Consider the following 24,559-nt stretch of genomic DNA (forward strand, 5'->3'; position numbering starts at 1 on the left):
CCATTAATGAGGTTATTTTCTCCGTTAATGAGGTTCGGAGCTTCATTAATGAGGTTATTTTCTCCGTTAATGAGGCTCTGAGCTTCATTCTGGAAGTAGAGTGTGTTATTCCTGAGAGTACAACACCATAAAATGCGAACAATGTCGTAATCTCAGCAATAAAACACCGGATAATTTAAGTTTCTACCTATCTCCGTAAGTTTGCGATAATATGGCGCTAACCTGAGAAATTGAGATTTATGACCCAGATTTTGCCTTCTTAAAGCGGATATACAATGCTTTTGACCCATTTCGCCCCTTACCCGCAGGAGACCCCGCTTATGTGGATTGTACAGAAGTGCGTGGAGATGGCGACATATTAGTAGAAGTAGGTAGAGAGATTTTATATTCAGACAGAATGACCTCTCAACTTTATGCAGGTCATCGCGGTGCTGGGAAATCTACAGAATTACTGCGGCTTCAGAAACATTTAGATGAGCAAGGTTGCTTTGTAGTTTATTTTCCCGCCGATGAACAAGATATCGATCCAGAAGATGCCCAATATACTGATATTCTTTTAGCTTGTACTCGCCACTTACTAGAATCATTAAAAGATACAACTTCGCTAGCTAGTTTGTTGAACTGGTTAAGCGAACGTTGGCAAGAATTAAAAGAAGCAAAAATGTTTGTGTTCAATCTGGGTCATACAATAAATAACTTTAAATTTAAGTAGCCATATATGAAATCAATGAATTTGGTCAACTATTTGTATCATGCCAATCTTCTACTGTAGGTCTGTGCCACCAATACTCTAAATCAGCTATATCAACATATCCTTTAAGTTCTGGATCAGGCCAAATGTGAATAGACTCCATACAATTTACATATTTTGCAGCAGCTTCTATTTCCTTCCATTGCCTTACAAAGGATTGTGCCCAAGAACTTTTACTCATAACAGACTGAGCAAAATCCAAACCTGCTGCTACCATGCGCTTGCCATTGGTTCCACGAGCATTAATTGGCTCCCAAAAAATAACCTCTGGTTCAACAAGTTTTATCTTTTCTAGATACTCCTTGAAATCATCTAGCCTCATATTTGGGGGCGTGGGAGCCATTGCAACGTAAAGCCTGCATTTAGCTTTATAAGCTTTTTGTAGAGTTTTATAGCGTTCTGTAGGTAAAGGTGCTCTAGGTTCAATCTGACGGCTAAGGTCATCATTTAAGTGTGGAAGGCTGACACCAACCGTTACATTTGGATGAACTAGAATATCCAAATCATTCACCCATAACAACCCGCGAGTCAAAATTCTAACTCTCTTATTATGCTTCAAAAGAATTTCAACAGTCTTACGAGTTATTTCTGCTGCTTGCTTGTTTTGATAAGGATCAGTTCCAGAACACAACAAGACTACACCTTTACCTGATTTTGTATTGTGCCAAGTCCTCTTTCTACTAAGAGTCCGGTCAAGCAAATCAGGGATTTCCTCGCGGATGAAAAGATACTGCCCCCAGTCCATTTGAGGATCACTTACACCTTTTTCTCTTAGTTGCCCCTGCTTTGTTCTAATAGCTGGGGTTGATGGGACGTAACAAAAAGTACAACCATGTAAACAACCGGATGCTACATTGATTACATAATCACATAGTCCCTTCTTGTTGAGTGCACTTTCCTGGAGCGGACTAGCAATTTTTTCTGTACCTCTAATAAGAGACATAGTACGCATACTCCACTACAATCAATTTATGTGACACTAAGAAATACCCAAAAATATAAAATCATTATTACTATCTTTATTAACACATAGGCATAGTATATAGAGTAATCATTTATCTAAAAATTGGTGAAAGATATTAAATAAGTTAAGAGTGCCAATATATCTGTGTGTGATAAATTTTAATTTTTAGGAGGGATCAAAATACAATGGCTAGGAATAAAACCCACTGGAGCGCTGATGGGAGCTATTTACCTGAGATTCAGCCGCATACAAAAGCAAAACACAAAATATATGAAGATTATATTCAAAGATATATTGTTACTCTTTGCGGAAATAATAGAGGTAAAAGAAAAACAGTCACGTTCATAGATGGATTTTGTGGTGGTGGAATGTATCTCGACCCTGACAATAATAACGCTTTATGGTCAGGTTCTCCCATAAGAATGATAGAAATAGTTGCAAATGCTTTAGATATCGTTAAGCGTGATAAATCTAAGCCAGATTATGAACTAGATGTTAAGTTTATTTTCATCGATAGTGAGCCTGATCACTTAGATTGTTTAAAAGTACAAATGAAAGAATCAGGGTTAGATAGATATTTATCTAACCCTGAAAAATGTGAATTTATTATAGGTGAATTTGAAAATTGTATTGACAAATGCCTGATAGAAGTCAATAGGCGTAGAGGATCTTCATTATTTTTGCTAGATCCATTTGGTTGGTCTCATGTTTCTATGGAATCTATAAGGAGAATTATATCGCTTGGTAAGTCAGAAATACTATATACATATATGATTGATGATATTATTCGTTTTTTGAGTGAAAAAGATAGGCAAGCTGAAAATGCATATCACAAGGTATTAGAAGCAAATGGATATTATGAGTTTATAAAATGTTTACCTGACGATCGTCGTATAAAGCAAAAGTATATTCGTGATGAGACTCTAAGATTATTCCGTGAGAGAGGTAGTGTTCCGTGTGTCTATAGCTTTGCACTTTTACCCAATAAAACACATCCTAAATATTACTTAATTCATTTAGCAACTAAACCACCAGCACAGCGAGAAATTAAAAATACTCTTTGGGATCACAATACTATAGATTTAGTATATCAATTTGAGTATGGAATTTATGGTTTAGGTTTTAGGACTCCTGATTATTACGAACAAAACCAGAGTGTTATTAATCTTTTAGAAGAAAATAGTAATAAATGTATAGAAAACTTAGATACTGATTTAATGCCTATAATTTATAGTAATCCTGATGGTATAACTTTTGCTGAACTGCATAATCGTACTATGCAGACTAACCCAGCAACAGTAGAACATTATGCTAAATACATTGATGAGCAACGTAGTCAAAAGGAATTAGTAGTAATGAGAAATGGCAAAATCACAACAGCTAAACGTATAGAACCTGGTGACTTAATCATAAAAGATAAGAGACCCAAACAAATAAGTTTATTCGACATCAATAAATTAAAATAACTCTGCTGTGATTAAATCTTAGGCTGAATAGTACCTTCTCCATACTTTTAAAAAAGCGATCGCTCCTGAGTCAAGTTAAATTAAGCGCGATTTATTTCTAGATATTCAACAAACTAATCTATACTAAAAACAGTTATTCAGCCCTGATTGCAATCTATGACAGCAACACCAGTCATTCACAAGCAGTATGTTGAGTGGAGAGAAAACGGTTACTGGATTAAGGAAAGCCGTGTTTCTCTAGATTCTGTTGTTTATGCTTTCTTGAATGGCACATCACCAGAGGGTATTGTTCAAAGTTTTCCGGTATTAAAGCTTGAGCAAGTTTACGGTGCTATTGCATTTTACCTAGCAAATCAACAAGCAATTGATGCTTATTTGAAAGCTGGTGAAGCTGAGTTTGAGAAACTGCGTCAAGCCTCAAAGGAACAGAATGCAGCATTGTATAATAAGTTGCTTGCTGCTAAAGGCGATCGTCAATGACAATTCGGTTTCAAGCTGATGCGGACTTCAATCAAAATATCGTGTCAGGTGTTTTGCGGCGTGAACCAAAGATAGATTTTCAAACCGCCTTAGTAACTGATTTGGAAGGTTTGCAAGATATAGAAGTTTTAGACATTGCTGCCAAAGAAGGGCGAATTTTAGTTTCTCACGATCGCAGAACAATGCCTTTTCACTTTGCTGAATACATTGCCACTCAAACAAGTGCAGGTGTCTTGATTATTTCTCAAGATTTACCAATACAAGAAGCAATTAATAGTTTAATCCTGATTTGGGCTGCTTCAGATGCACAGGAATGGATTAATAGGATTGTATTTTTACCTTTCTAAATTAAAGGTTTTCACTTGCATCAAATACAGCAATCGCAAGGGCACAGCATTGCTGTGCCCCTACTTGTTGAATAATTTATTTATAGGTATTTGCTGAATTCCAAATACCAACAAGATTACTTGCTGTTACCGTTACCATTGCCATTACCGTTACCATTGCCTTGAAGTACACGTTCAGCAAGTTTGTCCGGTACTTCTTGCAGATGGTCATATTCCCAGTGGAAAGAACCAACGCCGAGAGTGAGCGATCGCAGCTCTACAATAAAGTCGTGCATCTCTGCTTGGGGCAAGTAAGCTGAGATATTATCCCAACCTTGCCAATCATGTCTGCCTTCATAGCCTAAAATTTGCCCCCGTTTACCGCTGAGAAGTTGCAACGCTTTGGACGTAAATTCGCTAGGTGTGGTTACTTGCACTTTGAGAATCGGTTCGAGGAGTGTGGGTTGGGCTTGGGGTACTCCTGTTTGCATTGCCAACCTAGCAGCTTGTTTAAAGGCTTGTTCGGAACTATCAACGTTGTGGTATGAACCATTAGTTAAAGTTACCGCCACATCCACAACTGGGAAGCCCAAAGGCCCGTGTGCGAGAAATTCCCGCACGCCCATTTCTACGCCAGGAATATACTGTCTGGGAACTACGCCGCCAACAATGGTTTCTCGGAAGTTAAAGCCTTCGCCACGGGGTAGGGGTTGAATATCGAGGAACACATCACCAAATTGCCCGTGTCCGCCGCTTTGGTGCTTGTAGCGTCCATGAACTGCTGCTACAGGTTTGCGGATGGTTTCTTTGTAAGGAACTTGTGGGAGGTGGGTTGTCATCGGCAGATTATATTTCCGCCGCAGTCTATCTAAAGCAACTTGCAGATGAATTTCGCCTTGTCCCCAAAGAATTACTTCGTGGGTATCGCCGTGTTGTTCCCAAGCCAGAGAAGGATCTTCTTCCAACAGTTTGGTAATAGCGCTGCTGAGTTTTACTTCATCGTTGCGCTTTTCGGGAGTGATGGCGAGAGCGTAAACAGGTTCCAACTGTTCGGCTTTGGGTAAGTCCACTTTTAATTGTGCATCTGTGGAGAGAATATCTCCGGTTTTTACGCCTTCTAAACGGCTAATAGCGACAATTTCACCAGCTAAAACTTCATTTACTGACTGCTGTTGTTGTCCCATGAGGCGATAAATACCACCTGCACGAATGCCATTAAGGACAATGCCATCAGTTAATTTACCTTGCCAAACACGGACTAGGGAGAGTTTGCCACCTTGGGGAGTATAGTAAGTCTTCAATACTTGGGCAATGGGAGTATTGCCTGCTTTGCTTAAACGACGTTCTGCTGTACTTTCGGGTTCTGGTGCTTCCCGTACCAAAGCTTCTAATAAAGGTCTGACACCATAATCTTGTTCAGCCACACCAAAGAAAACGGGCACTACTAAATCTGCCCCTAATTCCATTTTTAAATCTTTGAGGATTTCTTCTTGGGGTGGTTCGATATCTTCTAAAAGTTCTTCCAATAAGTGGTCATCAAAATTTGCTAAAGCTTCGAGCATTTCTGCCCGCGCAATATGTTCTTCTTCTTTTAAGTTTTCCGGGAAGGGAATAAGATCGGCTGGTGCGCCTGCATGATATTGATATGCTTGCTCTGTCACCATATCAATAAAGCCTGTTAGCTCTTCCCCCTGCATGATGGGATATTGATGGGCTACTAGGGGACGGCTGGAAACGGCTTTGAGGGCGTGTAATGTTTCAAGAACATGAATATTTGCCCGATCCATTTTATTAACAAAGACGATGTGGGGAATTTCCCAATCGTCTAAGAATTTAAATAGAGGAGCAAGGGTGAGGACGCGATCGCGGATGGGTTCGCAAACTACAATTGCTGCATCAACTCCCATTAAGGCGTTGTATGTTTCTTGGGCAAATTCTACACTGCCGGGACAGTCAATAAAGTTAAAGCGCAAGTCGTTATATTCGGTGCTAGCGGCGCTTACTTCTACAGTCATGTGGCGATCGCGCGATTCATTCGCACTATCTCCTACTGTGTTACCATCCTTGACACTGCCTTTACGGGAAATTGCTCCTGTAACAAACAACAAACTTTCTAGTAAAGTTGTTTTTCCACTCAAATAAGGGCCAACAATTGCAACATTCCGCGAACCCGATTTTACTTTTTCGTTCATAAAACCTCCCTTGCGGTAAGTCACCACTAACCGCATTATCCTGTGTATGCAAGGATAGAAAATGGTTCTCTGCAAGGAGAATCATCTCCTCTTTAATCTGTTATTATCCTCCCTTTAATCAGCGTAATGAAAAATCGTAGTTTGTTGTAAGATTTAGCTAAAGAAAAGTTAATAAACCCAAACTTTAATACAGAATTTTGTATTTTTGTTAAAAGACTCTATTTCCCAAAACAGTTTGTGAAGAAAAATAAACTGCAAGCGTTGCCAGTCACAAAATTAATGAAATTATTCAATCAATATCATATAGCTAGGAAGGTACAAGAAGCTAGAAGGCAGGAGGCAGAAGATAGGAGAGAATTAAGCCTAATTCACAAGATTTTGCAACTTAATAATTATTTCCGCTATGCTGTACTGATAAGTTTGATTCTGCTTGGTGAAAGCCTAATCTACCCCTCTCCCAGTTTTTCTATCTCTCCACCAGACTTACTGGCACAAACTGCTGCTCAACCTGCCATAGACTTATTGAATCAAGGCTTACAAGCAATTCAAGCGGGTAGAGTTCGAGATGCGATCGCTTTATTTAGAAAAGCCACCCAAATAGATCCGAGATTGGCAGCAGCCCACTATAATTTAGGGCTAGCATTGCGACAAGCTGGAGAATTACAACCTGCGGCAGATGCATTTTATCGAGCAACCCAAGCAGATCCGAAGTTTGCTCCCGCTTTTGCGAATTTAGGCGGCTCGTTATTAGAAGGTAATAATTTACAGTTAGCAAATGATTACTTACAACGGGCACTAGAATTAGATTCTAAACTCGGTTTTGCTCACTATAACTTAGGATTGCTCAGAGAACAGCAACGAGATTTGGATAAAGCGATCGCATCTTTTAAAAAAGCAATGCAATATAGCCCGAATGCACCTGAGCCAGCTTATCATTTAGGCAGAATTTATCTACTACAAGGTAAAATCAATCAAGCAAAAGATGCTTTTAGCAAAGCGCTACAAATTAATCCCAAATATCCAGAAGTTCATTACAATCTAGGTTCAATTTGGTTTCAACAAGGTAAATTACCAGAAGCCTTAGAATCCTTTAGAAAATCAGCCGCAGCTAACTCAAATTATCCCAACGCTTATTACGGCGCAGGGTTAGTTTTTATGCAATTAAAAAAGTATGCCGAAGCAGCGCAAGTATTTCAATATGCGAGAGATTTATATAAAACTCAGAATAATCCGCAATGGGCAAGGAATGCCGAGCAATTGTTACAACAAGCACAAAATTTAAATTACCAACCTCGCTGAGGCGCGAATCCTTAACAGTGCGCAACAATAGGGTTATTGGGTGGACTCGCTGGTGTGGTCTGAACTCATCCCCATCTGAACGGTATTGTACATGCAAAAGCGCGTCAAAAGTCGGTTTTTATTTTGCGATCGCTGGTTCGATCGTCATGCGATCGTTCGCAACATGGAGGCATTTCAAGACTTAATTGTCATAGTCTTGTGTTTAGGTTTATTTGCTGTCATGTTAATTCAATTGTGGGGCATATTTATTGCCATTACCAAGCCCCTAGATTACAAAGTAGTGACAGCAAAAATACTATTTGTCTTAATTTTGGTAGAGTTATTTCGCTTGCTCATGGTTTATCTGCAAGAACATAGTATTTCTGTTGGAGTGGCAGTCGAAGTTACAATTGTCTCCGTCTTGAGAGAAATAGTTGTTCATGGTGCATTAGAAATTTCTTCCCTACAGACAGCTGCAATGTGTGGCTTATTGTTAATTCTCGGTGGGCTGCTGATAGTATGCGCCAAAACGCCACATATGGATTGCATTAGCGCTAATACTAAATTTTGCCCAATTGCTTATCCAGGAAGTATAGACAAGCAAAACCACTTAGAATTCCAATATTCACGTCGCTGCGATGAAAATCAACCTCTGTCATAATTGGGCATGGGGCATTAAACATTGGGCAATAGTCATTAATGATTTATTCTCATCTCCCCACACTCCCCACACTCCCCACACTTCCTCATCCCCTGCCTCCTGTATCGCCTCAGACTGCCGATGTAACCTTGGTAATTTTTTCTACGCTTTTGGGAAGATGAAGACCTCGTTTACGGTGAGTAGAAATTAATTAGAAACCTAAATGAGGATAAATTTATGGTTACTACAGGTAACGGACAAACTCAACAAGCGATTAGCAACCTGGAGTACGATTTTGTGACTGTGTTGCATAACAAAGCTGAAGCAGTTAAGGCTTACGACACTTACATCAAAGATGCACAGGAAGCTAACTCCCAGCCCTGTGTAGAATTATTCCAAAAATTGCGGCAGTCTGATATGGAGCAAGCTCAAGAAATCCGCCGCCATCTTCAACAAGTATTGCAGCACGGCAAGATGTAAAGCCAGTAATTAAGATACTCCAAGCCGCAGGGAATTAGCCTAGCTGATAGCACCTGCGGCTTGCTGCACTTTTTTCGCACTCAACCCCTTCAGGAAATTTAAAGTTCAAAAGCTATTAGCCCCCAATTTATTGCAGGGCGAGAAAGCAACGCTAAACTACTGTTTTAATAGCTTCAAAAATGGATAAAAATAGATTCCTCCGGGTTCCAATCAGCACCTTGACAAAACTCATCGACCCAAGAAGCTAGACTACGAGCATTAGTTTGCCTTGAAAGCTTTGCCTTATGAGGAATATCAGGCGATCGCATCTTTAGTGGTTGATTATTGCTGGGAACCTTGATCGTGACAGCAAGTGATTTTAAATTTGTCTCATCGCCAGAAATCGCTGTAGCCGTTGCTGGAGATAGAAGAGTTTTGGCTTGACTAGGAGTTTCAGCAGATATTTGCGAAGGTGGTATTGTGTCTGTGCTGGAAACTTCGCTACCTATTCCCAGCGATCGCCCAATTTGCTGTTTAGGTATAAATTCGGCAGTGGGTTTTTCGCTAAGTAGCATCGTAGTTGAAGATTCCCGATTAACCTGGGTAGCTACTGCAACTGAAGATTCGCTTTGGCGATCGCGAACTACTCCATTAGTTGCAATAACAGATGGCACAGGTATTTTTGGATACTCAATCCCCATATCGGGTGTTTCAAAATGTAGGATATGAGTAGGAGATTCAGAAGTAACTTCTGGATGAATAGTATCTAATAATACAGGTTGTTCTGTATCTTGAATCTCTTCTAAAGATGAGCTTGGAAAATGATTATTAGCTATAAAATGCTCTTTGGTAAATGTACTTAACTCTTTGTCAGGATTGAAGTTAAGACCCAATGCGGCAACTATGCGATCGGGATTATTATTTAATTCGATTAGAAAAGAAAGTATTTGATCGAACTGCGGTTCTAAAACAGACAGAGTAGCCAAAATAAAACCAGATGAAGGACGCCGCAGACCATCATAAGTACCCCAGATGCGCATTTTTACTAGCCAGGGGCGATTTTGTTCGTAGTAACTCAGCCACTTCAGTTTTAATGATTGACGTAGCTGCTGAATATTCATCGGATGCCTCACTTCAGTCAACAAAGAGTGCAGAGTTTATATAATTTGAAACAGCTTTATCCCTGGGGATGAAACCGATAATAAAGCATCTGCTTGACTCTTTGCGCACCTAATAAGTGTTGTTCTACCAGTAGAGGTACTTCGTTTGGTTGAACGCCACTATACCAAACCATCTCTGGTAATACCAATACCATCGGCCCGTTACCACATTGTCCCAAACAGCCACTAGCTGTCACCATCACATCAGGAACGAGTAAAGCTGCAAAAGCTGCTAAAACATCTGCTGCACCTTGTTTTTTACAAGTACGGTTTTGACAGACCCGCACGCATCTTGGTAAAGAAGCTGAGTCTGTACTTGGCGAATGTGATGGTTGAGCAGTATTTGACATTTTATTTTCTTACCACAGAGGCGCTGAAGACGCAGATAAAAGGGGAGCAGAATAACTATTGACTATTGACCCTTGCCCTTTAACAAAGGACAAAGGACTATTGACTAATCTATTGATAATCCTTTGGAAGCTAACCATTCGCGGTTAAATATCCGCGATTGATACCGGGAACCACTATCACACAAAATGGTAACAATAGTATGTCCCGGGCCTAACTGCTTTGCTAAAGCAACAGCTGCACCCACATTAATACCTGTGGAACCGCCCATTAATAATCCGTCTTTTCTCAGCATTTGGTAAACTACCCGCAAAGCTTCCTTGTCATCTATTTGGATAGCATCATCAGCTGGTACGCCTTCCATATTCGCTGTAATGCGACTATTACCAATACCTTCAGTGATGGAATTCCCTTCTATCTTGATTTCACCAGTTTTGATATAGCTGTAAAGTCCACTACCTAGGGGGTCAGCAACAACACATTTAACAGCTGGATTTTTTTCTTTCAAGTAGAGGGCTACACCAGCAAATGTACCACCAGTTCCAGTTGCAGCTACCCAACCATCGACTTTACCATCTGTTTGCGTCCAGATTTCTGGCCCTGTAGTTTCATAATGAGCTTGGCGGTTGGCTAAATTATCAAACTGATTCGCCCAAATAGCATTATCTAATTCAGCAGCAATTCTGCCAGATAACTTGACATAGTTATTAGGGTCTTTGTAAGGTACAGCCGGAACAGGACGAACTTCTGCGCCTAATGTTGTGAGTGCGTCTATTTTTTCTTGTGATTGAGTATCAGGAATGATAATTAAGCATTTGTAGCCTTTGGCATTACAAATATGCGCCAATCCAATGCCAGTATTACCTGCTGTGCCTTCAACTACTGTACCACCTGGTTTAAGTAAGCCTTTTTTTTCTGCATCTTCAATAATATAAAGTGCAGCGCGGTCTTTGACGGAACCACCGGGATTGAGAAATTCTGCTTTACCGAGAATTTCACACCCCGTTTCTTCACTAAAGCTGTTTAAGCGAATTAGAGGTGTATTGCCAATGGTGCCAACGAAGCCATTTTTGATATCCATTTTGCCTGTACCTAAGTTATTCTCTATAAAAATTTTGACTTATAGCGGCGGCAATATTGATGGATTCTGTAAATGCGATCGCATTAAACAATTAATAGAGCCAAAGGGTCAATAGTCATTGGTTATTTCTCCCTACACTTCTCTTCGGGTACTTTGGGAGAACCCCTACGGGAACGCTAGTTGCCTACGGAGGAGCCAGCGACGGGTACGTAGGGGAGCTTTCAAGGGTAGGGAATTAAAAATCAGGCAAGTAGAACCCTTAAGTCTCTCACAGATTACTTTCAATCAATTGGCGGTACTCGCTCTTTTGCTTCACGCCTTTGACTTCCTTCAAAAGTTCCTTGTCTTTGAACAACTGAATTGTCGGCGTTCCTGTGACACCAGCATTTTCGGCAATCTCTCGGTCTTTGTCGATGTCAACTTCTACAAAGTGAATTTTGCCATCAAATTCATCGACGACTTTATTGAGTATTGGCTTGAGAGTATGGCAAGGGCCACAGCCAGGAGCAACATATTTTACCAAAAGTAAGCGATCGCTTTCATGGAAGAGTTTCCGCAAAGCATAACCACCCTCATGGCGCGTAGCATTTAAGTTAAATTCCGCTTCTTGCTCGGCTTCAGTTTTCTTCGCTGCTGGCTGATGTTCTAATTCATTAACTGGTGTTTCTGGCTGTTGATGGAATTCCTGAATCAAACCACTAGAAGATAACCAGCGTTCTGCCAACATCGCCGCCATACAGCCAGTACCCGCAGCCGTAATTGCCTGACGAAACTCATGGTCTTGGACGTCGCCAGCCGCAAAAACTCCTTCAACGCTGGTTTCTACAGAACCGTGTTTGGTAGCAACGTAACCCACCTCATCCAGTTCTAGTTGTCCTTTAAATAGAAAGGTATTAGGAGTATGACCAATGGCGTAGAATAAACCTTTCGCGTGTATTACGCTTTCTTCGCCAGTTTTGGTATTGCGGATTTTCACCCCATCCATGTGGCCGTTACCAAAGATATCTACAGCTTCGGTATTCCAATGTACCTGGATTTTGGGATTGCTCAAAACCCTGTCTTGCATGGCTTTAGAAGCCCGCATTTTATCAGAGCGCACCAGCAAATTTACTTTAGAACCGTACTTAGTTAAGTAAATAGATTCTTCCGCCGCCGAGTCCCCAGCACCAATTACAGCCAGTTCTGCACCGTGGAAAATTGGTGTTGCACCATCGCAAATTGCACAGGCAGAAATTCCCCGACTCCAAAATTCATGCTCGCTGGGTAAACCTAAACGCTTTGCTGTCGCACCAGTGGCAATAATAATACTGTTAGCTTTAACTTCTCTTTCTTCTGAGCGTACAGTAAAAGGACGCTGGCTCAAATCAACTGATATCACATCTTCTGTATATAACTCAGCCCCCCAGCGCTCTGCTTGTGCCTTCATTCTATCCATCAATTCCGGCCCGGTAATGCCTTGAGGAAACCCAGGAAAGTTTTCTACTTCCGTCGTGGTCATTAGTTGTCCACCAGGCAAACCTCCTGCTTGGAAGCCTTCAAATACAACAGGCTTCAAGTTAGCTCGCCCTGCATATATGGCCGCCGTGTATCCTGCTGGCCCAGAACCGATGATTACCAAGTTTTCTACTGTCGGGTTGGTCATAACAGTTATACAAACTCATAACGACTACGCTTAATATAGCATAACACAACAGATAGGTTGTGAGAGAAAGCCCCAGAAGTTGGGAATACTCAAGGTTGAATATGCCACAGGCTTGCGCAGCAGAGGAAAAGTTGCGAAAGAACAGACCAAAACCAAATTAGTACTAGGAGAGATTGCAATGGTAAGTGTAGCATCTGATTTATTAGAGAAAATTCGTCAACAATTTGACAGTTGTCCTTATCCCAGAATTCCTCTAGAGCAATCTCCTAAAGATAATCCTAATTTGCTCTATATTCATAACTTAGTAACAGCTTATTATTTAAGAAACCAAAAAGTCACAGATACTACAGGAAAAGTTATTTTAGATGCTGGCTGTGGCACTGGTTACAAATCTCTAGTTTTGGCAGAAGCCAATCCAGGAGCCAAAATCGTGGGCATTGATATATCAGCAGAATCGGTTAAATTAGCTCGGCAACGCTTAGAATTCCACGGATTTGAAAATGCCGAATTTTATGTATTGCCAATTCAGGAATTATCAAAGCTTGATTACCAATTTGACTATATTAATTGCGATGAACTACTATATCTCTTCTCTGATTCTGCTGTAGCCTTGCGAGCAATGAAAGCAGTGTTAAAGCCTGATGGAATAATTCGTAGCAATCTGCATAGCTCACTACAAAGATTTCCTTATTTTCGCGCTCAGAAAATTTTTACGATGATGGGATTGATGGATGAAAATCCAGATGATTTAGAAATAGAAATTGTGTTAGACACTATGAAATCTTTAAAGGAAAATGTAGACCTAAAAGCTAGAGCTTGGAATTCCAATTATGAGAGTAATAATGGTAAAGAACCAATTTTAATGAATTACTTATTCCAAGGAGATAAAGGCTACACTGTGGCTGATATGTTTGCAGCTTTAAAAGCAGCCGCTCTAGAATTTATCTGTATGGTTAACTGGCGACAGTGGGATATCAGAGATTTGTTTAAAGAACCAGATAACTTACCAGCTTTTCTAGGGATGAGCTTACCAGAGATTTCCATAGAAGAGCGTTTACATTTATATGAACTCTTCCAGCCTATTCATAGATTACTTGATTTTTGGTGTGGTCATCCCAACCAACCACAGACATTTTTACCATTTTCTGAATGGACTGATTATGACTGGAAAGGGGCAAAAGCCTATCTGCATCCACAGTTAAAAACTGACAAATTTAAAGAACGCCTAATAAGTTGTATTAAACAAGGAAAAGTATTTCCTATCAGTCAATATTTATCCCAAGTTGAACAATCTGTTATCATAGATAGCTCAATGGCCATTTGCTTGCTACCTTTGTTAGATCGGTCTCAGTCTATCATTTCCATAGTAGAACGATGGCAACAATGTAGACCTGTAGATCCAGTTACATTACATCCCATAGATCAAGCTGAGGCTTTTAACTTAGTAAAACAGATACTGTTAAACCTAGAAAGTTTTGATTATCTAATGTTGGAACGTCAATCTTGATACTGCTTTAATACTCTTCGGTTCCGCGTTATCCTGAGCGAAATGAAATGAAGCATCTCGAAACCAGCAATAAATAGAGATGTTTAACCATGCGATCGCTCTATCCTCTTTTGGAATGCTGGCAACAAAGAGCATCCTTCTTGCAGAGTAGTCGTTCTCGTTTGCTGTACTGCAAAGTAAAACCCATTCCTTCTTACTCCTTCGGGGAAACAAGCTACGCGATAGCATCTCCGAAGAGGATTCCCGCAGGTTAGAGGGAAATGACAAATAGCTCTTTCAAGCCAGATAAAACAACAAAACAGTAATTGGATCGAGGTTTAAGATGCTACGCTGACACTGGCAGTCATCATATATATAAAGAGATGAGCAGAAATTTCGTAAAAAAATTTTTACTAGGGGTGATATGAAACCGATCTGAAGTGGGTAAGTTCTTTTTAGAACAAACAACCCACCCCACGCCAGGGAAAACACTTATGAAAACCGAACTGAAAGCTAAATTTATCCAACACATCCTCGGCAAAAAACAAGAAAACGAAGGTTTCACACTGATTGAACTGTTGGTTGTTATCATCATTATCGGTATTTTGTCTGCGATCGCACTGCCCTCTTTCTTGAACCAAGCCAACAAAGCTAAACAATCCGAAGCTAAGACCTACGTAGGTTCTCTAAATAAAGGTCAACAAGCATACTTCACAGAAAAAGGCTCTTTCGGTGCCCTTGCTGATTTAGGAGTTGGTATTAAATCACAAACTGTTAACTATAAATATGCGAGTGTTGCTCAATCTGGGTCCGGTACAGCCGCGACTGCATTGTCTGTTTCTTCTTTAACAGGAACTAGTAACGTAATTAGAAACTATAGCGGTAAAGTATCCCTAATTGTAGAAGGAACAAGCAGTGATGCAACCAGTATTGCCATTCTTTGTGAAACTACTGCTGTTGCAGCAACAGCGGTAGAACCAACCGATGGACAAACTTGCGCTAGTGGTTCTACCGCAGTAGGTAAGTAACTAATTAAGGAATGACGATCGCATAAAAAATTCAAAAGTTGAATGACGAGAATCAAAGCTATTAAGTCAAAGCAACTTTAGAAGAGGTAGATATACACAATTTTCATTCCTACCTAAAAGTAGAGACGTTCTATTGAGCGTCTCTACAATATTTTTTACTAACTATTAACTTTTATTACTGAAACATGAAAAAAAATTCACAGACTATAGATTATCCTCAGGCTATTCAATATTACGAAAATGCTATTGAAGTAGAACCTGAGATCAAATCCCATTACTGGCATTTGGGATTATATTTATTATTACAAGGTAAAGAGCAAGAAGCACAATTAACTTGGTTAATGGCTATTACAGAGGGAACTGAAGAAGAGATTCAGTTATGGACACATGAGTTAACCGAGCTTTTGTATCAAGAAATTCAACAGCAGGCAAAATTAGAAAACTATAAATTAGCCTGGATTACCAGTCAACATTTAAGAGAAATCGATTCTTATCATGTTAATAACTTACTATTTAACATATATTTAGCTACGCAATTAGAAATATTAGATGATGAATATTTTGAGCAAATTAGTATTGCTAACGTACTGCAAGAGCCAAATATTTCTTTAGATCAAGACTTGTTTGCCAAAGTTCTTTATCAACTTGTAGAATATCATGCCTTCCACAGATTAACTTTAGAATTAGTACAACATGTATTAAAAGCTGCAAACAACGTTTATGAATATAACTATATAATAGCGTCTGCATCTGTTAAATTAGAATCAGCCTTAAGAAATTCTGCATTCGCTGCTCAGTTATTAGAAACTTATATAGCCTTAGATCCTGACGATCGAGAAGTTCTAATTCGTTTAGCTTTTTGTTATCAAATAACAGGTCAGCATGTTAAAGGAATTAACACGGCTAAAAAACTCTTATCTATTTCTCCAAATTTAATTGACAAAATTTTTTATAATCATTTGCTAATTAGAGGATTATTAGTATCAGCAGGAGCTTGGGAAGAAGCTTGTTTAGCAATAGAACAACAAAAAGTTTTCGCATTATCGCTAATTCAACAATCCTTAAGAATGACAGAAAATGCTAGAATTTTGCGGCTATACACATCTATGTACTTTTTCCCTTATATAGTAGACACTCCTGAAGTCGTTAGACCGATACAAAATCAATTAATGGATTTATGTTTAAAGAACTTTGAACTTAATCTGGGAGACAAAATTAACCAATATCGTTATCTACCAACTTCCTCAAAAACAAACAAGAAAATTTTAAAAATAGGCTATTTATCTCATTATTTAGGACAGCATTCTGTAGGTTGGATTGCTCGCTGGTTGTTTAAATACCATAACGCTGATAATTTTAAAATTTATTCATACATAATAAATCCTCGTATAAACGACAATCTACAGCAGTTTTTTATTGAAGCTTCTCATCAAGTTCATAGTATCGAAACAACAGATAGTGTATTAGAACTTGCCGAACAAATACGGCAAGATGAAATTGATATTTTAGTAGATTTAGATAGTATGACAATTGATTTAGTTGCAGAAGTTCTTGCAGTCAAACCTGCTCCCATTCAAGTCACTTGGTTAGGATGGGATGCATCTGGTTTACCTACTATTGATTACTTTATTGCAGATCCTTATGTATTACCAGAAGAAAGTCAAAGTTATTACAGTGAAAAAATTTGGCGCTTACCAGAAACTTATGTTGCTGTTGGGGGTTTTGAAGTAGACACTTCCACATTAAGAAGGGAACAAATTAATATTCCCAAAGATGCAGTTGTATATTTTGTTGGACAAAAAGACTATAAGCGTCATTTAGATAATACTAGATTACAATTGAGAATCATTAAGCAAGTTCCTAATAGTTACTTATTAATAAAAGGTTTTAGTGACTTGGAAGCTTGCCAAAGATTTTATGAAAACTTAGCGCTAGAAGAAGGATTAGATCCTAAATATTTGCGCTTTATCTCTCAAGATCTAACTGAGGCAATTCATAGAGCCAATTTAGCGATCGCGGATATAGTTTTAGATACCTATCCTTATAATGGTGCAACTACTACTTTAGAGACCTTATGGCTTGGTATTCCCTTAGTAACAAGGGTAGGGCAACAATTTGCTGCTCGCAATAGTTATACCATGATGATTAATGCAGGAATTACAGAGGGCATAGCTTGGACTGATGAGGAATATGTAGAATGGGGAGTGCGTTTAGGTAAGGATGAAAAACTCAGACAAGAGGTTTCTTGGAAATTAAGACAGGGAAGAAAAAATGCACCTTTATGGGATGCAGAAAAATTTACCCGGGAAATGGAAAAGGCTTATGAACAGATGTGGCAGAGGTATCTTGATATTTAATCAGCTTGTAGTAAGAGCTTGAGAAAGCCGACTCCACTGAGGCAGGTATGCTGGCATCGGTCAGAGTCCAAAATTATCTTAGTTAAAGTTTAAAAAAGTAAATATTCAGTAAGGTGTGTTACGCCGTAGGCTAACGCACCTTAAATTTTTGATGCTGCGTTGTTGCCTAGTGCAACAACACAGCCTACACTGAAATTTCTTAACATAGTATCTGTCAAGCTTAGGGTGTGTTTTCAAACTAGCCGCTACCCACGCATGGCGTACAACAAAGAAGTTTCACTATAGTGACGTAAAAATCAATATTTTGAGCCGACTTTCACCGACTTTTGGGGTTTGAAAACATGAACTAAGCGATCGCCTTAGCTAAAAATTCTGTTTCCGACCCTAATTTAATTTTCGCCAATATTTAAGTACGATTACTGATTGACAAATGCTCAGTACCCTTAAGCTTTCACAAATGCTTTGAAGTACATTATTTGCAAAGTTTAACTCCTGCAATACTTTGTTTTTTTCTCAAGTCAACCGAATTCTTAATGGTGCTGGCATTTTCGAGTGTCTATTCCTTTTTGCTCCTATCTTATAGTTTTTGTGTCTCAATATTTATACTGATGTCAATTGTTATTTGCATAGATACTATGAAGTCCATTAGCTAAAGAGAAAACAGAATGAAAGTTGTAATTTTAGCTGGAGGATTAGGAACTCGTCTGGCAGAAGAAACAGAAATCATACCAAAACCAATGGTAGAAATTGGTGGTCGCCCTATGCTTTGGCACATTATGAAAATCTATGCCCATTATGGGTTTAAAGATTTTTATATTGCTTTGGGCTATAAAGGCGATTATATTAAACGCTATTTTTTAGAGTATTACAATCTAAATTCTAGTATGACTATTAATTTAAAAGATGGTCATGTAGATATTCATAATAACGCCGCCGAGGATTGGATTCTGCATCTCATGGACACAGGGTTAGACACCATGACAGCAGGTAGAGTTAAAAGATTACAGCCTTGGTTAGAGAATGAAACATTTATGGTTACCTATGGTGATGGAGTTGCTAATTTAAATATTAAGGAATTATTAGAATTTCACAAATCTCATAAATGTTTAGCAACCGTAACCGCAGTACGTCCTCCAGCTCGTTTTGGTAGTTTAACTTTTCATGGTGATTTGGTAGATGAATTTATGGAAAAGCCTCAAGCGGGAGCAGGTTGGATTAATGGAGGATTTTTAATTTTTCAACCTGAAATTTTTAAATATTTAAATGGAGATGATGATGTTTTAGAAGTTGCATTATTAGAAAAACTTGCTAGTGAAGGGCAATTAGCTGCCTATCGTCATTATGATTTCTGGCAGTGTATGGATACTTTGAGAGATAAGTACAGATTAAAAGATTTATGGGATAGTGGTAAACCTCCTTGGAAAGTATGGAATTAACTATGATAAATAGCTCTAATTTCTGGCAAGATAGACCAATTTTTATTACAGGTGCAACGGGATTAGTTGGTAGTTGGTTAGTTAAACATTTATTGACCGTTGGTGCGGATATTGTTTGTTTAGTTAGAGACTGGATTCCTCAAAGTTTTTTGATACAAAGTGGAGCCTTGGAAAAAGTTAAAGTTGTTAGAGGCGATATTATCGATCAAGCTCTATTAGAAAGAATTTTAGTAGAATATGAAATTAATACTGTTATTCATTTAGCAGCACAAACTGTTGTAGGAGTTGCTAATCGTAACCCGATTTCCACTTTTGAAACTAATATTGCTGGTACTTGGCGTTTACTTGAAGCTTGCCGTTATAGTTCTACAGTCAAACAAATTATTGTAGCATCTTCAGATAAAGCTTATGGGGAACAGATACAGTTACCTTATGATGAAAATGCTCCTTTAAAAGGTACACATCCCTATGATGTAAGTAAATCTTGTGCTGATTTAATTACTCAAACTTACGCCCATACTTATAATTTACCAGTAGCGATCGCCCGATGTGGCAACTTCTATGGTGGAGGAGATTTAAACTGGAGTCGAATTGTGCCAGGAACAATTAAATCTATCTTAAAAGGAAAACCACCACTCATTAGATCTAATGGTTCATTTATCAGAGATTATTTATATGTAGAAGATGGTGCAACAGCTTATATGTTATTAGCTGAAAAGTTATCACAGCATCCTGAATTGAAAGGCGAAGCATTTAACTTTTCTCTAGAAGTAAAATTAACAGTTTTAGATTTAGTAGAAAAAATATTAGCATTAATGCATTCAGATTTGAAACCTGAAATTTTAAATCAAGCAAGCAATGAAATTAAAGATCAATACTTATCCAGCCAAAAATCGAGAAAAGTATTAAGTTGGTATCCATTATTCGATCTAGATACAGGATTAGAAAAAACTATTAATTGGTATCAGGAGATTTTAAAGTAATAATGAATGAGAAAAAACAACTATTGCGATCGCAAATTCTCCAATTAGTAGCTGAATACTACTCCGAAGCATTTCCACAAAGAGAATTTATACCAGGAGAAACGCCTGTAGCAGTTTCCGGGAAAGTATTCGATCAACAAGAACTACAGTATTTAGTAGATTCATCTCTAGATTTTTGGTTAACAACCGGACGTTTCGCTGCGGAATTTGAGGAGAAATTTGCCCAATGGTTAGGGATTAAACATTGTCTATTAGTAAATTCAGGCTCATCTGCTAACTTATTAGCATTAACTGCGCTAACTTCCCCAGAATTAGGAGAGAAAAGATTAAAACCTGGAGATGAAATAATAACAGTAGCGGCTGGATTCCCTACTACAGTGAATCCAATTTTTCAAAATCAATTAGTCCCAGTATTTTTAGATATAGAAATTCCTTCTTATAACATAGATATTACCCAATTAGAAGCAGCATTGTCAGAGCGCACTCGTGGGATAATGATTGCTCATGCATTAGGTAATCCATTTAACATAAACGCAGTAATTGAATTTACTAACAAACACAACTTATGGTTGATAGAAGATAATTGTGATGCCTTAGGTAGCCTATATAAAGGGCAAAAGACAGGGACATTTGGACATATAGCTACAGTAAGTTTTTATCCTGCTCATCATATTACGATGGGAGAGGGTGGAGCAGTATTAACAAATGATTCTAAATTAAAAAAAATCATAGAATCTTTTAGGGATTGGGGAAGGAGTTGTTGGTGTTCTCCTGGAGTAGATAATACTTGTAATAAAAGATTTGCTTGGCAATTAGGGGAATTACCTTTTGGATACGATCATAAATATACTTATTCTCATATTGGCTATAACTTAAAAATGACCGATATGCAAGCAGCAGTGGGCTTGGCACAGTTGGAAAAATTACCACAATTTGTACAAGCAAGAAGAAATAATTTTGATTTTATATATCAAAAATTAGTTGATTTACAAGATGTATTAATTTTGCCAAAGCCAACCGATGAATCTGAACCAAGTTGGTTTGGTTTTTTGATTTCAGTTAAAGAAAATGCTGCTTTTAATCGCTATGAGTTAGTGAAATATTTAGAACAACAGAAAATAGCAACTAGATTATTGTTTGGAGGTAGTTTAATTAGGCAACCTGCCTATAAAGGTTTAAGATATCGAGTAGCTGAAGATTTAACAAATACTGATTATGTAATGAATAACAGTTTTTGGCTTGGAGTTTATCCTGCTTTAAATGAAAACATATTATTATATATGATAAAACATTTATATAAATTCTGTAGTCGATAAAGAATATGGCAAAAATATTAGTAGAGGACTTACAACATATTCTTATCCATACAGAATCATTATGGGAGGAAATAAATGAGAAGAGGATATTTATTACAGGAGGGACAGGTTTTTTTGGATGTTGGTTACTAGAGAGTTTTACTTATATAGTTGAGCAATTAAAATTGTCTGCTCAAGCAGTAGTTTTAACACGGAATCCCGATAAATTTAAACAAAAATGTCCTCATTTGTTTAATCACCCAGCTTTAAAATTTCATCAGGGTCATATTTGCAACTTTACCTTCCCAAAAGGAGAATTTTCTCACTTAATTCATGCAGGAACTTCCAATAACGCTAGTTTATATCACGATAATCAGTTAGGAATGTTCAATGATATGATAGCAGGGACAATAAGAACATTAGAATTTGCGAAAATATCAGGAGTAAAAAAATATTTATTTACTAGTTCTGGAGCAGTCTATGGTAAACAACCTCAGACAATGTCTCATATCCCTGAAACTTATCAAGGTGCTCCCGATACTTGTAGTATATCATCTAGTTATGGAGAAGGAAAAAGAGCTTCTGAATTACTTTGCGCATTGTATCGTCAACAATATGGTCTAGAAACTAAAATCGCCCGATGTTTTGCATTTGTTGGGTCATATTTACCTCTTAATCTTCATTTTGCTATTGGCAATTTTGTTCGAGATGCTATAGAAGGAAAAACTATCGAAATTAAAGGAGATGGAACACCTTTAAGATCGTATTTATATGCTTCAGATTTGATGATTTGGTTATGGACGATTTTATTTAAAGGAAAAAGTTGTTTTCCTTATAATGTTGGTTCAGATCGGGCAATATCTATTAAAGAATTAGCTAAAACAGTAGCGGAAATATGCTCGCCAGTAACAGAGATTCATATAAATAAATCTCCGTTAGAAGGTCAAATTCCTGAAAGATATATACCTTGTGTTAAAAGAGCTTATGTAGACCTTGAACTACAGCAGAAAATTGACTTGAAAATGTCGATAGCAAAATTTGTTAATTCACGTCCGGAGATAAATTATGAGTGATATCGATAATAGACTGCTATTTATATTAGAAATGGCTAATAATCATAGTGGTTCTTTAGAGCATGGCTTAGAAATTATCCGCCAATTTGCCAAAATCAAAGAAAATTTTACCGACAGATTCCAATTTGGATTTAAACTTCAATACCGAGATTTAGATACATTTATTCATCCAAATTTTCAAAACAGATTTGATTTAAAATATATTAAGCGTTTTTCTGAAACAAGACTAACAGAAGCAGAATTTATATTGTTAGTAGAAGAAATAGAAAAATTAGGATTTATCAAAATTTGTACTCCCTTTGATGAAAATTCTGTTAAAAAAATAGAAGCTCATAATTTTGACATAATTAAAATAGCTAGTTGTTCTTTAACAGACTGGCCTTTATTGGAGAGAATAGCTCAAACTAATAAACCTATTATTGCTTCCACAGCCGGAGTAGAACTAGAAGAAATTGATAAGGTTGTAAGTTTCTTTTTACATCGAGAAAAAAATATATCTTTGATGCATTGTGTAGGTGAATATCCCACAAGAGAAGAAAATCTACAATTGAATCAAATTGAATTACTAAAACAACGGTATCCACAAATTAGAATAGGGTATTCTACTCATGAAAATCCTGATAATACTGAAGCTGTTAAAATCGCTGTAGCTAAAGGAGCTACTATTTTTGAAAAGCATGTTGGTATAGTAACACAGACCTTATCTTTAAATAATTATTCAGCCAACGCTACCCAAGTCAAAAAGTGGTTAGAATCAGCACAAGTAGCCTTAAATATGTGTGGAGTAATAGGACAAAGGCAAAACTTTAGTGAAATCGAAAAGAATAGTTTGTTCTCTTTGAGGAGAGGAGTGTTTGCCAAATATCCTATTAAAAAAGGTGAAAAGGTTGATTTAAGCAATACTTTTTTGGCAATTCCTACTACAGAGAATCAAATTACAGCTAATGATATGTCTAAATATACATATTTTTATGCTGAAGAAGATTTGCCGATAAATCAAGCTATTCTATCAGTAAATACCAAGAGAGTAGAGATTAGAGAGCAAATATATGAAATTATTCAAAAAGTTAAAAAATTGCTCAAAAAAAGCAGAGTAGTTGTACCTCAACAATTAGAATTTGAAATATCTCACCATTATGGAATTGAAAAATTTCATCAATTTGGTTGTACTCTTATTAATTATATAAATCGTGAATACTGTAAAAAATTAATTGTGGTTTTACCTGGACAAAGCCACCCAGAACAATATCACAAAATCAAAGAAGAAACATTTATTGTGCAGTATGGTGATGTCAAAATAACTATTAATGGCGAAGAAAGGAGATGTAAAGCAGGCGATATTGTAACTATAGAGAGAGGTGCTAAACATACTTTCAGTAGCGAAAATGGAACAGTATTAGAAGAAATTTCTTCAACTCATTACCAAGAAGATTCCTACTATACAGATCCAAATATTGCAGATAAAAAAGATAGAAAAACCCAACTAACTTACTGGATTAATTAGCCGATCAAAGGAAATATTAATAATGTTAACAATAGTTTGGGATGTGGATGATGTATTAAATGATTTAATGCTTATGTGGTGGAAATCTTGGTTAGTTTCTCATCCTAATTGCAATATTAAATATACAGAATTTAATGAAAATCCTCCTCACTTAATACTAGGGCTTGAGAAAGAAGAGTACTTAAATAGCCTTGATAATTATCGATTGTCGGGAGGTATATCTCGCTTAGAACCAGAACCAGAAGTATTAGAGTGGTTTCAAAGATGGGGCAGTTATTTTCGTCATATTGCTTTAACAGCAACACCAATAAAAGCAGCACCTGTGATGGCGGATTGGGTAATTAAACATTTTGGTGAATGGATTCGGTGTTTTGCCTTCGTTCCCTCTTACCGATTAGGCAAATTTATTCCTGATTACGATCGCGATAAAGAATCATTTTTAGCTTGGTGGAAACAGGGGCAAATTATGATTGATGACAATCCTAATCATATTCAAGCAGCCCAAAAATTAGGAATGAAGACATTTTTAATGCCTCAACCTTGGAATAACTCTACCATGACACGAACAGAGATATTAGATTCATTAACAAAATTAGGTAGAGGTTACTAA

At 37.6% G+C, this 24,559-nt stretch carries 21 protein-coding genes and 1 pseudogene; 16 read left to right on the forward strand and 6 right to left on the reverse strand.

The features are described 5' to 3' along the window. Positions 1 to 235 precede the first annotated feature (235 nt). Positions 236 to 655 (forward strand): annotated as a pseudogene (locus AACU33_RS33685) (ATP-binding protein); the annotation flags it as partial. Positions 656 to 737: 82 nt separating this feature from the next. Here AACU33_RS33685 and AACU33_RS33690 read toward each other — a convergent pair. Further along, entirely contained in the window at positions 738 to 1,694 is a 957-nt protein-coding gene (locus tag AACU33_RS33690; RefSeq protein ID WP_096594604.1) for an SPL family radical SAM protein, read from the reverse strand. 206 nt (positions 1,695 to 1,900) lie between these two features. On the opposite strand from AACU33_RS33690, the gene tcmP reads away from it, so the two are divergent. The 3 genes from tcmP to AACU33_RS33705 all read left to right on the forward strand — a co-directional run bounded on the left by tcmP (position 1,901) and on the right by AACU33_RS33705 (position 4,008). Continuing rightward, positions 1,901 to 3,181, forward strand: a complete 1,281-nt coding sequence (gene tcmP, locus AACU33_RS33695) for a three-Cys-motif partner protein TcmP (protein ID WP_096594605.1) — start codon at positions 1,901 to 1,903, stop codon at positions 3,179 to 3,181. A gap of 156 nt (positions 3,182 to 3,337) precedes the next feature. Beyond that, positions 3,338 to 3,661, forward strand: a complete 324-nt coding sequence (locus AACU33_RS33700) for a DUF433 domain-containing protein (RefSeq protein WP_096594606.1) — start codon at positions 3,338 to 3,340, stop codon at positions 3,659 to 3,661. Then, positions 3,658 to 4,008, forward strand: a complete 351-nt coding sequence (locus tag AACU33_RS33705) for a DUF5615 family PIN-like protein (RefSeq protein ID WP_096594607.1) — start codon at positions 3,658 to 3,660, stop codon at positions 4,006 to 4,008. The genes AACU33_RS33700 and AACU33_RS33705 overlap by 4 nt, the downstream gene beginning before the upstream one ends. 116 nt (positions 4,009 to 4,124) lie before the next feature. Here AACU33_RS33705 and AACU33_RS33710 read toward each other — a convergent pair whose 3' ends face one another. After that, the gene (locus AACU33_RS33710) at positions 4,125 to 6,179 is read right to left on the reverse strand and encodes an elongation factor G (protein WP_096595479.1); all 2,055 of its coding nucleotides are present in this window, start codon (positions 6,177 to 6,179) and stop codon (positions 4,125 to 4,127) included. 378 nt (positions 6,180 to 6,557) lie between these two features. Here AACU33_RS33710 and AACU33_RS33715 point away from each other — a divergent pair, with 378 nt between their 5' ends. The 3 genes from AACU33_RS33715 (at position 6,558) to AACU33_RS33725 (ending at position 8,577) form a co-directional block, all read left to right on the forward strand. Continuing rightward, positions 6,558 to 7,478: a tetratricopeptide repeat protein gene (locus AACU33_RS33715; protein WP_339376533.1), complete on the forward strand. Its 921-nt coding sequence runs from the start codon at positions 6,558 to 6,560 to the stop codon at positions 7,476 to 7,478. Between the two features lie 91 nt (positions 7,479 to 7,569). After that, positions 7,570 to 8,118 carry a phosphate-starvation-inducible PsiE family protein gene (locus AACU33_RS33720; protein ID WP_096594608.1) on the forward strand — a complete coding sequence of 183 codons (549 nt, stop codon included), beginning with the start codon at positions 7,570 to 7,572 and terminating at the stop codon, positions 8,116 to 8,118. 216 nt (positions 8,119 to 8,334) lie between these two features. After that, positions 8,335 to 8,577 (forward strand): hypothetical protein, encoded by a 243-nt coding sequence (locus tag AACU33_RS33725; RefSeq protein ID WP_096594609.1) that lies wholly within the window; start codon positions 8,335 to 8,337, stop codon positions 8,575 to 8,577. Positions 8,578 to 8,750: 173 nt separating this feature from the next. Here AACU33_RS33725 and AACU33_RS33730 read toward each other — a convergent pair whose 3' ends face one another. The 4 genes from AACU33_RS33730 to trxB all read right to left on the reverse strand — a co-directional run bounded on the left by AACU33_RS33730 (position 8,751) and on the right by trxB (position 12,787). Beyond that, positions 8,751 to 9,677 (reverse strand): DUF5331 domain-containing protein, encoded by a 927-nt coding sequence (locus AACU33_RS33730; RefSeq protein WP_096594610.1) that lies wholly within the window; start codon positions 9,675 to 9,677, stop codon positions 8,751 to 8,753. 56 nt (positions 9,678 to 9,733) lie between these two features. Next, entirely contained in the window at positions 9,734 to 10,066 is a 333-nt protein-coding gene (locus tag AACU33_RS33735) for a (2Fe-2S) ferredoxin domain-containing protein (protein WP_096594611.1), read from the reverse strand. Between the two features lie 104 nt (positions 10,067 to 10,170). After that, the gene (locus AACU33_RS33740; RefSeq protein WP_096594612.1) at positions 10,171 to 11,145 is read right to left on the reverse strand and encodes a cysteine synthase A; all 975 of its coding nucleotides are present in this window, start codon (positions 11,143 to 11,145) and stop codon (positions 10,171 to 10,173) included. Positions 11,146 to 11,413: 268 nt separating this feature from the next. Next, positions 11,414 to 12,787: a thioredoxin-disulfide reductase gene (trxB, locus tag AACU33_RS33745; protein ID WP_096594613.1), complete on the reverse strand. Its 1,374-nt coding sequence runs from the start codon at positions 12,785 to 12,787 to the stop codon at positions 11,414 to 11,416. 178 nt (positions 12,788 to 12,965) lie between these two features. On the opposite strand from trxB, the gene AACU33_RS33750 reads away from it, so the two are divergent. From AACU33_RS33750 to AACU33_RS33790, 9 genes are all read left to right on the forward strand, one after another. Then, positions 12,966 to 14,294 carry a class I SAM-dependent methyltransferase gene (locus AACU33_RS33750; protein ID WP_096595481.1) on the forward strand — a complete coding sequence of 443 codons (1,329 nt, stop codon included), beginning with the start codon at positions 12,966 to 12,968 and terminating at the stop codon, positions 14,292 to 14,294. Between the two features lie 473 nt (positions 14,295 to 14,767). Beyond that, positions 14,768 to 15,301 carry a type IV pilin-like G/H family protein gene (locus tag AACU33_RS33755; RefSeq protein WP_096594614.1) on the forward strand — a complete coding sequence of 178 codons (534 nt, stop codon included), beginning with the start codon at positions 14,768 to 14,770 and terminating at the stop codon, positions 15,299 to 15,301. 185 nt (positions 15,302 to 15,486) lie between these two features. After that, positions 15,487 to 17,658 (forward strand): O-linked N-acetylglucosamine transferase, SPINDLY family protein, encoded by a 2,172-nt coding sequence (locus AACU33_RS33760; RefSeq protein ID WP_096594615.1) that lies wholly within the window; start codon positions 15,487 to 15,489, stop codon positions 17,656 to 17,658. Positions 17,659 to 18,323: 665 nt separating this feature from the next. Beyond that, the gene (gene rfbF, locus AACU33_RS33765) at positions 18,324 to 19,094 is read left to right on the forward strand and encodes a glucose-1-phosphate cytidylyltransferase (protein WP_096594616.1); all 771 of its coding nucleotides are present in this window, start codon (positions 18,324 to 18,326) and stop codon (positions 19,092 to 19,094) included. Continuing rightward, the gene (locus AACU33_RS33770; protein ID WP_096594617.1) at positions 19,085 to 20,077 is read left to right on the forward strand and encodes an NAD-dependent epimerase/dehydratase family protein; all 993 of its coding nucleotides are present in this window, start codon (positions 19,085 to 19,087) and stop codon (positions 20,075 to 20,077) included. The genes rfbF and AACU33_RS33770 overlap by 10 nt, the downstream gene beginning before the upstream one ends. Positions 20,078 to 20,079: 2 nt before the next feature. Then, on the forward strand, positions 20,080 to 21,393 hold the full coding sequence (gene rfbH / locus AACU33_RS33775; RefSeq protein ID WP_096594618.1) for a lipopolysaccharide biosynthesis protein RfbH: 1,314 nt from the start codon (positions 20,080 to 20,082) through the stop codon (positions 21,391 to 21,393). Between the two features lie 5 nt (positions 21,394 to 21,398). Further along, the gene (locus tag AACU33_RS33780) at positions 21,399 to 22,445 is read left to right on the forward strand and encodes an NAD-dependent epimerase/dehydratase family protein (protein WP_096594619.1); all 1,047 of its coding nucleotides are present in this window, start codon (positions 21,399 to 21,401) and stop codon (positions 22,443 to 22,445) included. Next, positions 22,438 to 23,949 (forward strand): N-acetylneuraminate synthase family protein, encoded by a 1,512-nt coding sequence (locus tag AACU33_RS33785; protein WP_096594620.1) that lies wholly within the window; start codon positions 22,438 to 22,440, stop codon positions 23,947 to 23,949. The genes AACU33_RS33780 and AACU33_RS33785 overlap by 8 nt, the downstream gene beginning before the upstream one ends. A 22-nt stretch (positions 23,950 to 23,971) precedes the next feature. After that, positions 23,972 to 24,559, forward strand: coding sequence for a hypothetical protein (locus AACU33_RS33790; protein WP_096594621.1), 588 nt, complete (start codon positions 23,972 to 23,974; stop codon positions 24,557 to 24,559).

Source organism: Calothrix sp. NIES-2098 (genome assembly GCF_963875125.1).
Lineage (GTDB): Bacteria > Cyanobacteriota > Cyanobacteriia > Cyanobacteriales > Nostocaceae > Aulosira.

Coding starts and splice junctions, on each gene's coding strand:
- AACU33_RS33690 (WP_096594604.1), bottom strand. CDS start 1,694: ATGTCTCTTATTAGAGGTACAGAAAAAATTGCTAGTCCGCTCCAGGAA.
- tcmP (WP_096594605.1), top strand. CDS start 1,901: ATGGCTAGGAATAAAACCCACTGGAGCGCTGATGGGAGCTATTTACCT.
- AACU33_RS33700 (WP_096594606.1), top strand. CDS start 3,338: ATGACAGCAACACCAGTCATTCACAAGCAGTATGTTGAGTGGAGAGAA.
- AACU33_RS33705 (WP_096594607.1), top strand. CDS start 3,658: ATGACAATTCGGTTTCAAGCTGATGCGGACTTCAATCAAAATATCGTG.
- AACU33_RS33710 (WP_096595479.1), bottom strand. CDS start 6,179: ATGAACGAAAAAGTAAAATCGGGTTCGCGGAATGTTGCAATTGTTGGC.
- AACU33_RS33720 (WP_096594608.1), top strand. CDS start 7,570: ATGCAAAAGCGCGTCAAAAGTCGGTTTTTATTTTGCGATCGCTGGTTC.
- AACU33_RS33725 (WP_096594609.1), top strand. CDS start 8,335: ATGGTTACTACAGGTAACGGACAAACTCAACAAGCGATTAGCAACCTG.
- AACU33_RS33730 (WP_096594610.1), bottom strand. CDS start 9,677: ATGAATATTCAGCAGCTACGTCAATCATTAAAACTGAAGTGGCTGAGT.
- AACU33_RS33735 (WP_096594611.1), bottom strand. CDS start 10,066: ATGTCAAATACTGCTCAACCATCACATTCGCCAAGTACAGACTCAGCT.
- AACU33_RS33740 (WP_096594612.1), bottom strand. CDS start 11,145: ATGGATATCAAAAATGGCTTCGTTGGCACCATTGGCAATACACCTCTA.
- trxB (WP_096594613.1), bottom strand. CDS start 12,787: ATGACCAACCCGACAGTAGAAAACTTGGTAATCATCGGTTCTGGGCCA.
- AACU33_RS33750 (WP_096595481.1), top strand. CDS start 12,966: ATGGTAAGTGTAGCATCTGATTTATTAGAGAAAATTCGTCAACAATTT.
- AACU33_RS33755 (WP_096594614.1), top strand. CDS start 14,768: ATGAAAACCGAACTGAAAGCTAAATTTATCCAACACATCCTCGGCAAA.
- AACU33_RS33760 (WP_096594615.1), top strand. CDS start 15,487: ATGAAAAAAAATTCACAGACTATAGATTATCCTCAGGCTATTCAATAT.
- rfbF (WP_096594616.1), top strand. CDS start 18,324: ATGAAAGTTGTAATTTTAGCTGGAGGATTAGGAACTCGTCTGGCAGAA.
- AACU33_RS33770 (WP_096594617.1), top strand. CDS start 19,085: ATGGAATTAACTATGATAAATAGCTCTAATTTCTGGCAAGATAGACCA.
- rfbH (WP_096594618.1), top strand. CDS start 20,080: ATGAATGAGAAAAAACAACTATTGCGATCGCAAATTCTCCAATTAGTA.
- AACU33_RS33780 (WP_096594619.1), top strand. CDS start 21,399: ATGGCAAAAATATTAGTAGAGGACTTACAACATATTCTTATCCATACA.
- AACU33_RS33785 (WP_096594620.1), top strand. CDS start 22,438: ATGAGTGATATCGATAATAGACTGCTATTTATATTAGAAATGGCTAAT.
- AACU33_RS33790 (WP_096594621.1), top strand. CDS start 23,972: ATGTTAACAATAGTTTGGGATGTGGATGATGTATTAAATGATTTAATG.